Annotated in this window: 10 protein-coding genes; 2 read left to right on the top strand and 8 right to left on the bottom strand. The window is 32.1% G+C overall.

What is annotated here, in order from left to right; genetic code table 11:
- Together ACEYOS_RS04310 and ACEYOS_RS04305 are read right to left on the bottom strand one after the other, a co-directional pair.
- Positions 1–363 (bottom strand): transposase (locus ACEYOS_RS04310; protein ID WP_373797514.1); only part of this gene is annotated, 363 nt, incomplete at its 3' end.
- Between the two features lie 72 nt (positions 364–435).
- The gene (locus ACEYOS_RS04305) at positions 436–1,278 is read right to left on the bottom strand and encodes a hypothetical protein (RefSeq protein WP_373709178.1); all 843 of its coding nucleotides are present in this window, start codon (positions 1,276–1,278) and stop codon (positions 436–438) included.
- Between the two features lie 189 nt (positions 1,279–1,467).
- On the opposite strand from ACEYOS_RS04305, the gene ACEYOS_RS04300 reads away from it, so the two are divergent.
- The gene (locus tag ACEYOS_RS04300) at positions 1,468–1,821 is read left to right on the top strand and encodes a DUF2493 domain-containing protein (RefSeq protein ID WP_373709179.1); all 354 of its coding nucleotides are present in this window, start codon (positions 1,468–1,470) and stop codon (positions 1,819–1,821) included.
- A gap of 32 nt (positions 1,822–1,853) precedes the next feature.
- Positions 1,854–2,039: a hypothetical protein gene (locus ACEYOS_RS04295; protein WP_373709180.1), complete on the top strand. Its 186-nt coding sequence runs from the start codon at positions 1,854–1,856 to the stop codon at positions 2,037–2,039.
- A gap of 43 nt (positions 2,040–2,082) precedes the next feature.
- On the opposite strand, the gene ACEYOS_RS04290 is transcribed toward ACEYOS_RS04295, so the two are convergent.
- The 6 genes from ACEYOS_RS04290 to ACEYOS_RS04265 all read right to left on the bottom strand — a co-directional run bounded on the left by ACEYOS_RS04290 (position 2,083) and on the right by ACEYOS_RS04265 (position 10,974).
- Positions 2,083–2,622, bottom strand: coding sequence for a YqiA/YcfP family alpha/beta fold hydrolase (locus ACEYOS_RS04290; RefSeq protein WP_373709181.1), 540 nt, complete (start codon positions 2,620–2,622; stop codon positions 2,083–2,085).
- Positions 2,623–2,657: 35 nt separating this feature from the next.
- On the bottom strand, positions 2,658–2,990 hold the full coding sequence (locus ACEYOS_RS04285) for a hypothetical protein (protein ID WP_373709182.1): 333 nt from the start codon (positions 2,988–2,990) through the stop codon (positions 2,658–2,660).
- Positions 2,991–2,996: 6 nt separating this feature from the next.
- Positions 2,997–3,923: a WYL domain-containing protein gene (locus tag ACEYOS_RS04280; protein ID WP_373709183.1), complete on the bottom strand. Its 927-nt coding sequence runs from the start codon at positions 3,921–3,923 to the stop codon at positions 2,997–2,999.
- 67 nt (positions 3,924–3,990) lie between these two features.
- Positions 3,991–4,479: an RNA methyltransferase gene (locus ACEYOS_RS04275; RefSeq protein ID WP_373709184.1), complete on the bottom strand. Its 489-nt coding sequence runs from the start codon at positions 4,477–4,479 to the stop codon at positions 3,991–3,993.
- A 106-nt stretch (positions 4,480–4,585) separates the two neighbouring features.
- The gene (locus ACEYOS_RS04270) at positions 4,586–10,249 is read right to left on the bottom strand and encodes an Eco57I restriction-modification methylase domain-containing protein (protein WP_373709185.1); all 5,664 of its coding nucleotides are present in this window, start codon (positions 10,247–10,249) and stop codon (positions 4,586–4,588) included.
- On the bottom strand, positions 10,249–10,974 hold the full coding sequence (locus ACEYOS_RS04265; RefSeq protein WP_373709186.1) for a hypothetical protein: 726 nt from the start codon (positions 10,972–10,974) through the stop codon (positions 10,249–10,251). Before ACEYOS_RS04265 ends, ACEYOS_RS04270 begins: the two co-directional genes overlap by 1 nt.
- Between the last annotated feature and the right edge of the window lie 30 nt (positions 10,975–11,004).

The following is an 11,004-nucleotide window of genomic DNA, read 5'->3' as shown; positions in this document are numbered from 1 at the left end:
TTTGAAGAGCTTTTTTAAGCCGGAAGGATTATCTTTTCGAAAATCAGAAATACTGTGGTAATTGGGTACAAGTCCGGACAAAAGCCACTGGAGCTCGATATTGCGAACGCATTCTTTTTCCAGTTTCCTCGAACTACGAAGTCCATTGAGATAACCATACAAATAGATTTTGAGAAATATTTTGGCACTGTAACTTGGTCGTCCTTCCAATCGTAGCGTTTGCAGTTCAAAACCCAATGTTTCTAAATCGATATTTTCCACAAAAGCATCAACAAAACGAACCGGATTACCTTCAGAAACACTCTGTTCCAAACTCGTAAAAACCATTTGATTGCGGGGGATTCCAGTGATATGCTGCATCATTAAATATACGAATTCCCCTACGATTTATTGAATTTATTTCGCTATTTTTGATAATAATAAACGGAGGTTTTTTCACAGACTGTCGTGATGTTCATACAGAAAATCAGTTACTTTTTTGGAAAGTTTAGCGTTGTGCTTATTTGCAAAGCCGGATTGAGAAATTTCTATAAGATTTAATTTGCTGAGTTTCGTCTCTCTATTGATAATTTTTTTGGTCAGTTCCAAAGCCTGACTTCTCTTCTTAAAATAATCATTTACAGTACTGGTGATTCCAGTATTAAAATCGTTATTACCGGCTGAAATTACATCCCAAATCGCATCGAGAAAAAAATAGGTTTCAAATGAATCGAGTCTGTAATTTTTAATTTCACGGAAGAGCGCCATCTCCCCATTTTCTTTACAAAGGGTGGAAATATACTCCTGAAAATCATAGAAAGATATGGCATCAAGGTCGAACTGATCACTCATCTCGTCAAATTCTTCTAGCAAATCCACCAAATTATTTTCTTTAACGATCTCTTCTTTTTTTGCAATTTTTAGTGGTTCATTCTTTGAAATAATATTAATGATTGATTGGGAAATTTCGTAAGAAGTGATGCGTCTTTTCCGGCTTTCTTTGTTCATCAGAAGATTTCGATCGTATAAAACATCAATCGATTCTCTGTATTTCAGCACCTGAAAACTCGTCATTCCAAAATGTTCAAATACATTTTGAAAATTTGAGTCCTCAAACCAATTTACAAAGGCATTCGCAAATAGAATTGTTTCTATTTCATTCAATTGCAAATAGGGACAAAGCAGCGCCAACTGGTGCTCTAAAGCCTCAAAAAGGGGTTCTCGAAGATAAGAACCTTTAGAAATCTGGTGAATTGTTTCGATACATTCTAAAACATTGAAAGTTACTTTTGTTTTCATCATTTGCAATTTTATTAATGCAAAGATGAAAAACCACTACGCCAAAATACGGTAGTTTACTTTTAGCCGCGAATTTATTTTCTGATTTATTTTAATCTTTTTAGCTTAATACATTTTTTCAGATGAACCCAATATAAATGGACGCATTTCGTCCATCGCAGATTCTATTTTCGCTTAAAATAAAGCATTATGAAAATAGCAATTGTAGGTGGTCGGGATTTTAATGACTACCAATTTCTTAAAAATGAATTGGAAAAATTTATTAATGAGAACAAAATTTCTCTCAATTCGATTGTTTCTGGGGGCGCAAAAGGTGCCGATACTTTGGCCGAAAAATTCGCCACTGAAAAAGAGGTTGAAATGATCATTTTCAAACCTAACTTTGAAAAATATGGTCGTGGCGCTGCTCTTGCCCGAAATACTCAAATCGTTGAATGTGCTGATACGGTGTTTGCGTTTTGGGATGGTAAATCTAAAGGAACACATGACAGCATTAAAAAAAGTGAGAAATTGGGTAAAAAATTATTCATTATTAATTATTAGGGTTCTAAACACACGAATGAAAAAAATATTTTATGAGAGATCCAAAAAGAATTAAACCATTTTTAGAGAAACTTGAAGAATTATGGTTGAAAAATCCAGACCTTAGGTTCGGGCAACTTATGATTTGGATTGCGAAAACTGAAGAGGCAACTCCTAAACTTTTCTACATGGAAGAAAAAGAATTCTTAGAAAAAATGAGGGAACTCGAAAAGAAATAAATAGAATTAAACAAAAAATGCAGGATTTATTTTCCTGCATTTTTTATAATTGAGATTGAATATAATCTTCAACATTGGGCAAATAACTTTCAAATTTCAGCAGGCGATGACTGTCCTCAACATCTACCAATTCAATATTTTTTAAAGGTTTTTCGAACAGCGGTTTTTGGTTAAGCACTTCATCTTTTTGTGACGCAATAATAAGTGCATCTTCCGGATTTTCGATTTTTCCTAATTGGGGAATTAAACTTTTTGGGAATTCAAAATCTGCAATTCTATTTTCAATATCCAGCAACGGACTGGTTAAAATGAGAATTGATTTCATCTTCTTTTCTTTTAATCTTTCTCTTAATTGATAGGCGAAGTTTGCTCCCGTCGAATCTCCAACTAAAACAATTTCCTCTTTTGTTTCTGAATGAAGCCACTTTTCGGCTTCCTCTAAAAGCAAGGAAATATTGGAACCATTATTCCATTCCATAAAATTGTACTCGAATTGCTCTTTGAAATATTCCTTAAGATTTATAAATTTTCTGGAGTTTCGATCTGAGCCCAGTCCGTGGATGTAGAGGAGTTTCCTAGACATAATTATTCTATTTTTTTTTAATTTAACAATATTTCTCAGGATTTTTCTAAAGTAATTTTATTAGTTCCAAATTCTTTTATAATTTTATTAGCAAAATTCACGAAAACATAATTGGGATTGTTACGGCTAATGTTCACATCAAAGTATTTGAAATCTTCATTTATTATTTTTATTAAATCTTCATCTTGTAAATGGGCAATCTCCTCTTTAACGAAAATGATGCTTGTTGCTTGAATTACTTTATCATAAATCCAAATTTCCATTAATGCATCTATTCCTCTCACTTTTATTTCAAGAGATGTCAAAATGATAGTGTCTTCTTCTATTGATGGTACGTTCTTAAATTTTCCTGTATTTATTTGATCCATTTTTTTTCAAAGTTTTTTATTCATATTCATCGCCATTTGAAGAAATTCTAAATATTTAATTCTTACTGTTTTAGGTTCCACAATTTTCAATCGTTCTGCGTGCGTCAATAATTCCTGGTAAAAATCATAAGTTGGAATCAAGTTCAATTCAATTCGATATTCTTCATTATTATCAATCAGAATTTTTTGTGAATGATGAATAGGCAGTGATTTCACAAATCCTTTTTGATTTTGTTTAAAAGACAAAGTGATTTTTTCCGGCTTATCATCGAGGTTCGCAACAATTCCGAAAGAGTGAATGAAAAGCGCTTCGATATCTATTTCCTTTTTTGAAAATTTCTTGGACGAAATATCCAAATCAGTAATCCGATCTAAACCATAAGTTTTAAGAAAGAAATCTTTGCCATCAACGTCATTGGCAAGCAAATACCAGCGATTTCGAAATTCTTTTAAGGCATAAGGTTGCAAAACTTTTTTATGCGAAACATCTTCCCAATATTTTCGGTACTGAAAACTGATTGTTTTAGAATTTTTGATGGCGTAAATAATACCGTCTAAATGATCAAGTCCAGATGCTTGTCTTTTTTCAAAAAACATAATTTTCGAATAAGCAGCAGTTTGTTTATAGGCATTTATCAGGAGAAGATTATCGAAAATTCCCTTCGCATTTTCCACATTTTCATCATCTACAACCTGATAAGTCATTGTCGATCTTTTGAATTGGGTTTCAATTCCGAAGATTTCCAACAACAAATCGCGATCTCTTTTAAAGGTTTTTTCACTGAAAGCCAAATCATTATCATATCCTTTTTGGTCGAAATGTTTTTCTTCCAAATACTGCCGAACTTCATCATAAGATGCACCAATATTCTTTTTGTTTTGAAGCAGATTTGAAATATGCATTAATCTCAACATTTGATCTCTTTTTGCCATTGTCTTTATTTTATATTACAAATATATTAAACTAAATAGACAAAGTGTGACTATTTAGTTTAAACATTTAAATTGTGCAAAAAGTAGGTTTCATTAATCGGTCATACATTGGCAACGAACCTGCAACAGAAACATTTAAAGAAAGTCTTCCGGGTAATTGAACCAGAAGATGACATTTATTTTTTGCTTCTTCTGAAAGTCCAGTCTTTTCGGACCCCAATAAATAAACCGCTTGTTTGGGATGTTTAAATTCTGAAATAGGAATGCTTTTTTCGTCTAATTCAACTCCAATTAATTTGCTTTCAAAAGGTAAAGATTTATAAAAATCCTGAAAGTTCTCAAAATAAAATAGTGGAATATGTCGATGAGCCGCAATGGTATCGGTTTTCATTCTTTTGTAATTTCCGCCGATAATGAAAATAAAATCGGCTCCCATAATTTGAGCAGAACGCCAAATTGTACCAATATTTTGGGTTTGCATAGCATTTTCAATTCCGATACCGAAGTAGCCTTTTGGTTTGGGGAAATCAACTGCATTTGGATAAATTTTTGTCATTGTAAGAAATTTTATTCTACAAAAATAAAATCTTACTCAGCCAAGAGATGGCTGTTTAGAATCCCTAATGTGTGTAAGTTTAAGAGTTGAGACATAATTTATTTTATTATCTTCTTCCAGCGAATCTAATATGCTCAACAGAATCGCCCGAATATGTTACTGCATATGCACTTTTTACATTTTCTGTTTCAGATTCAACGTTTTTAAGATCACCACTTTTAAACAACGATCTGTTTTCTAATTCCCTATCCTTAATATGATTTTTTTTAATATTTCTCTTCATTTGTAATTCTTTTTCTTCTCGATACTGAATTATTAGAGCATCTTTTGTGAGTGGCAACTCCTCCATTTTCGCTTCTATAATAGCAATATTATTAGCAGTGGTTTGAGTTTGTATTTCTATTTCAGTTACATTAACGCCTTTTGATGCAAGATTAGCAATAGTATTTTGCACATCGGTTCTTGCTAACTCGATTGTTTTCTGGTAAAATGGCAATTGGTTTTCCCAGTATTCCGAGTTGCCGTCGGAAGTGTTATTTGCATACTCTTTGATTCTATTGTAAGAGATTTTTGCTTTTGAGACTTCTCCTTGTACTTTTGTAAAATCTTCATATTTTCGCAGTACAAATGCACTATCTGCGAGATATTTATTTCTCTCGCTTTCTAAGCGTTTTTTAATCAATTCAATCTCAATAGTTGCCCTTGTTTCGGGATTTGTTATGATTGACGTTTTGAGTTCTTGAGTACTGATGTCTGAAATATCTAAAACATCTGATCCTTTTTTCATCGCTTCTACATATCTGGCTTGTTTTGCTTGTAATTTTTGAAGCATAAAAACATCAATGCTATCATTGGTCAGCAAAAAATTAATCCGAACATTTTCATTTTTGTTTCCTTGTCTCCAAGCTCGTCCTTCTACTTGCCGCAACGATGTGAAATTATAGGGCAAAGAAAGCATGTAAATATCTGTCGTGTTTTCTTGCAGGTTCATTCCTTCTTGAATGGCTTCACTACCAATCACGATTTTAATTTTCCCTTCATTGAAAGCATTTTGAATAGATATCCTTTGTTTCTTACTCGTTGCTCCACTAATAATTCCGATTTCTTCCGGAAGATATCCAACTTCATTAATCAGATATTCTTTCAATTTTGGAAACTGTGCAACTGCTAATTCAGAGTAAATAATTTGTCCAGAATCTGGAATGTCTTTTTTATTTTGACGAATCAAATTCATCGTTTGATTCAGTTTCGGAGAATTTTCTATAAATTCTTTTAATGTTGGTTCTTTTTCATGATAATAAATCGATAAATACGGAGAGATTGCAATTAATCTCGCGTTTAAAATTTGGGTTAAAATCGCTCCTTTTTCGGTTTCATCAAAATTGTCATTAAGGAAATCGTATTGCTCTTTTGTCAAATCATTTTGTTCAATTTTATATTCTTTATTGATTTTATTGGGTCGAACTAATTCCAAATTATCCTCTTCTCCTTTAATATCAATAAATTCCGAAAGAAGCTGCTGAAACAATGAATTATTTTTAAAACGTCTAACATTGGCTTTAAATTTCACATCGCCTTTTGCATCAATTTCCATGTCATTATCGGCTTCCATGAATGTTTCAAAGAAATTATTGACATTAAAATATCCCGATTCTTCCAAACGCTTATTGGCAATTAAAGATAAAATCGAATAATATTCCAAAGGTTTATTTGTGAAAGGTGTTGCGGAAAGCAGCGTTACATTTCTACCATTTTGCTGGTCTTGAATGTATTGACAAGCCATCCATGTATTGATTCCAATTTTGGATGTTTGTTGATTTTGACTCCTAAAATCTGAAGAAAATCGTCGGTCTTCAATTTTTACTTTTCCTACAATGTGATTGGCGTTATGAACTTCATCAAAAGTCAAATGATCAAAACCGAAATCTTCCCAATCATAGATTTTACCTCGCTTCATTTTCCCTTCGATTTCTTTTTCTTTCTGCAATTCGATTTGAATATCTCTTTCTGTATTTGTTAAACTTTTCAGTTCATTGGTTGAAATATAGTTGAATTTTGAAGATAAATTTTCGGTGATTTCATTAGAAAAACCAATATTATTGAATCCTTCATAGGTCACAATGGTAATTTCCCCTTCTCTATTATCGAATTTTGACAAATCATAATCTCTACCCAAATTCCCTAAAACATTCACTTTTACATTCGGAATTGTTTCAAATAAAGTTTCTACCCATTGTTTCAAAATACTTTCGTTGGGAACAACTATCAATGGCTTTTTAGCATTTCCTCTTTCCATTGCTTCGTGCATTGAGAGGATTCCGGAGAGTGTTTTTCCAAAACCAACTTCATGTGCCAAAAGTCCAACTCCTTTTGTGGTTTGTCTGCCAATTCCCGCTTTCTGCACTTCGGTTAAACGCAATTCTTGTCCTTTGAAATTTCGATGAATTTTAGAAAATAACGGAAATTTTGAATATTCCGGAACGTGAATATTATTGTAATTCCGGTTAAAATCATTCACAAATCGAATTCGCAAATCATCCGATAATTCTTCCCGAACAAACTTTTGAAATAAATCATTTGCAGCCGCTTTTCTTCTTTCTCGGATTAAAGAATTTCGTTCCTTATCACTTCCTGTAACGGTTTCATTATCTACAAAACTTTTTACTTCCCAAGAAGATGAACCTGCAAAAGCTTCACTCGGCAAATTGCCAACAAAATCCTTGAATTTTGAAGCCAAATTATAATCGACAATAATAGTTTCCGTTTGTCGTGTATTGTAATTATAATCTTCTTTTTCTATCTGACCTAAACCAAATTGATGAATAAATTCGTGATTGGGACTAACTGAAATTTCGTCCAAAGATTTCTGCTTTGGCAAAACATTCTCCAGTAAAACTCTCTGTTTTTGATACTGAATTTTAGAACTTTCACTCGCTTTTGAATCCTTGAAATCCACCTCCAATTGCTCCAATTTTTTATAAATATTTCCTTCAGCATAATAAAAATCATGCACCCAATTCCCATCAATATAGTTTGCAAATTGCTTGTGTTTTTCATGATTATTTAAAGTTCCATCATAAGCTGTATCGCGAAAAGCTTCGATTTGTGCCATAGAAATATTAGGATTATTTTGAAGCGCAGTTTCTACAATTTTATCATCTTTAATAAAGTGATATTTCAGAATTTTACTTTTAATGATAGGCGTTTTCTGAATTTCATATTCGGATTTTAAATGCTTTTGAGATTGAATAATCTTATCCGATTTTTGGATAATTTCTTTCAGTTCGTTTGCAGAAAATTTACTGGGATTTGCAAAAATTTCATTTTTAAAATTCGCGTATTTTTTTATTTCACTGAAAATTGCAGGCGATTTAAACTTTATTTCATTCAGTGTGTTTAATGCTTCGTCAATCTTTTCTTTGGCAATTTCAAGAGTATTTTCAGTACTAACTTCGGTCTCTTTTGTATGAATTTCTACTTCAGTTTTATTGGAATACTTTTCAGGTGTAGTAATTACATCTTCCGAATAATAATCCTCGAAAAGGTTTCCAATTCTACCAATTTCTTTTTTGTTTTGAAGTTGCTCAAGTAAAACGAGAGCTTCATCCAAACGGCCGTAAACATAGTTTTCTAACTTCCCGAAACGATTTGTTTTTTCGCGAATTTTCCCTAAAATATTTTGAGGATTTTCATTGAAATATTTAGAAATATCAACACCAATTTTTTGGAAATTCTTCTTCAGAATTATAATATCAGTCCCGATTTGAGTTCCCGAAAATGCTCCACTTGGCAAACGAAACGCGTTAACTACAGTTGCATTTTCCAGATTCTTCTGACGATTCAACCAACCAGAAGGAAGAACCATCGCCAAAATCCCATCTTGTTTTAAAGAATTTATGCTCCTTTTGACAAAATAGTCTTCGTACTTTGAAATTTTACTTTCTTCTCCCAATCCTTTGTACAATCCTCTGTGTTCGCCATACGGTGGATTTCCGATAATTAAATCGTATTTTTTTATATCTGAAACTGGTGTTTTAATTCCTTTTTCATCAATAAATTCTGTTTCAAAAGAGCGAAGATTGACTTCTGTTTCGGAGTGCAAGATTTTAGCAATCTTTGCAGTAATTTCGTTGATTTCGAATGCAGTGATTTTGGATTGAACACCTAAATCTTTTGCTGCATAAATGAAATTTCCAGTTCCAACACTTGGCTCTAAAACCGCAATATCTTTTTTATCGTTGAATTGGTTTTTAATTAAATTGCGAACGGAATCCACAATTTTGTGATCGGTATAATATTCATCTAAAATTCCTCTTCCTTCTTTTGCAGTTCCGCCACTTTTGAATTGGTTGCAAATGTCTTTTAAATCATCTGTGATTTTTAGATTTTCTCTAATTAAAACTTCTTGATTATCGGAAACTAAACAAGTTGCAGAAACTACTTCCGCAACTTGTTCGTTGGTCAATTTTTGACCTTTATATTTTAAAATCAGAGCATCTAACTCTGCAATATTTGTTGAATTTTTTCCTAATTTTCCGACCAAGGAATGTTCTGCTCCTTCATTTTTTCGAGCTTCAATTTGTTGTGTTCCAACAATGGGTGTGGTTGTATATAATCCAACTCTATTATTGCTCCGGATTGCGCTTGCAAGTCCATTTCCAACATTTTCGCTGCCCAATCTTTGTCCGATTGCGTGATTTCCGTTTTGCTTGGATTCGCCACTTTTGCTATTGTTTCCAAGGTTTCGTTCAAGTGGTTTTCGTTCCACTTGGACAGAATTGGGTGCAGCTTCGGATTTAACGGTAGCGTTTTCATTTGCAGAATTTTTTGATTCAACTAAGTTAATATTATTATTTTGAAGATTGATTTTGTTTTTCAAATAATCATTCAAATCATTATTTTCTAAGTCAGAAATTTGATACAATGAGCGAATATCCTTGATTTTTTTACCATTGAGTTCATCAAGTATTTTTTGTGTTGCGATATTTCCTATTCTATCTCCATCAAGACAAAGAAATATTTTTCCATTAAAATCTCTGTATCTGTTTACGAATTTATCAATATTAGAAGTAGAATTAAGAGAGATGAGCGTTCTGTTATTCTTTTGATTATTGGTTTTCAAAAGTTGCAAAAAAGAAAGCATATCAGTTAATCCTTCAAAAACAACCATCTCATCTATGTTACCTTTAATTTCAGAAATATCATTGAGACCAATTTTGGTTTTCAGCATTGGATTCCGAATTTCAATTCCTTGAGAAAGGTTTTCGATTCCTATCCCGAAATAATTTTTACCTTCGATTTCGTAATGAATTTGCCGTGTATTTTCTATTAAAACTTCTTTTGAAATTCCTCTCTCTTCAAAATACGAAATCAATTTTTCATTGTTGGGTCTAAATGAATTTGTGATGATTACATTAGCGTTTTCTTGGTCATTGCTTCCAGTGAAATTTCTTCTTTTTTCTGCAATCCATTTTTTATTATCAACTTGATTGTTGAAATTTTTTATAAATTCTAAAGCATCTTTCCATTCTAATTTTTCAAGTTCCATAACGGCTTTGATTATTTGTCCTCCTGTTCCAGTTTTGAAATCAAAGTATCCTTTTTCTGACACAGAAAACTTATTATTTTCGGTTCTAAAATAGTAGTCATGCCCTGTTTTTCTTTCAAATTGTACTTTACCTTTTTGCTCAAGATGAAGAAAATAATCTAAGACCAAAACGCTATCTGAAATTTCTTCCGTTGTAGTTTTATAGTTTGAATTTGCTTCCATCACTTTTTATTTTTCACAAAATGATTGTAATCAAAGATTTCTTTGGCTTCATTATCCCAGTTTTTTCTTGGCAAAAGTTGAAGGGTTACAAAAATATCTTTCACTTTATTGTAGGAATCAATGCGTTCCAATCTTCCGCCGTAGTCTATTTCAGCGTGTTTGTAAATGGAATAAGGTAAAATTGTATCGGTTGGAAAAACATAGAATCGAGAGAAACTTGTCGCAGAATTTACTTCAAATCTTTTGTATTTTTTTTTGAATAGAACTGTATCGCTTAAATTTTTACGATGAAGATAATTCGGAATCCACTCATCAGAAAACAACGCACCTTCTTGCTTTTTACGAACTAAATGAGGCTTTTGTTTCTTAATAATTTCCGACAAAATTACACTACTGCTGTTTTCTTTACCAATTGAATAATAAAGGGAATCTTTTATGAAATAGATTTCATTGGTAATTTCTGGAAAAGTGACATCGGGAATTATTTCTAGAACGGTATCTCCAGTATAATTGAGCCGAGAAATATGGAAGTTCTGCATTTTATCCAATCCTTTGGAAGCATCAAAATAAATATTAGAAATAAGGTCGATTCCACCTTTTTCTGGCTTAATTTGTTTGTTGCAAGAATGCGCAATAAAAAAGAAAGAAAAACCTGCGAGTATTATTGATATTTCAAACTTTTTATTCAATTTTTCTTTGAAATATTCCTTTAACATTGATTTCATAATTAGTTAGATTTAAAAAAAGCGATAAAT

This window comes from Kaistella sp. (assembly GCF_041824135.1).
Taxonomy (GTDB): Bacteria; Bacteroidota; Bacteroidia; order Flavobacteriales; family Weeksellaceae; genus Kaistella.
Note: the sequence above shows the minus strand (reverse complement) of the source record. Positions and strands in the feature narration are given on the sequence as shown.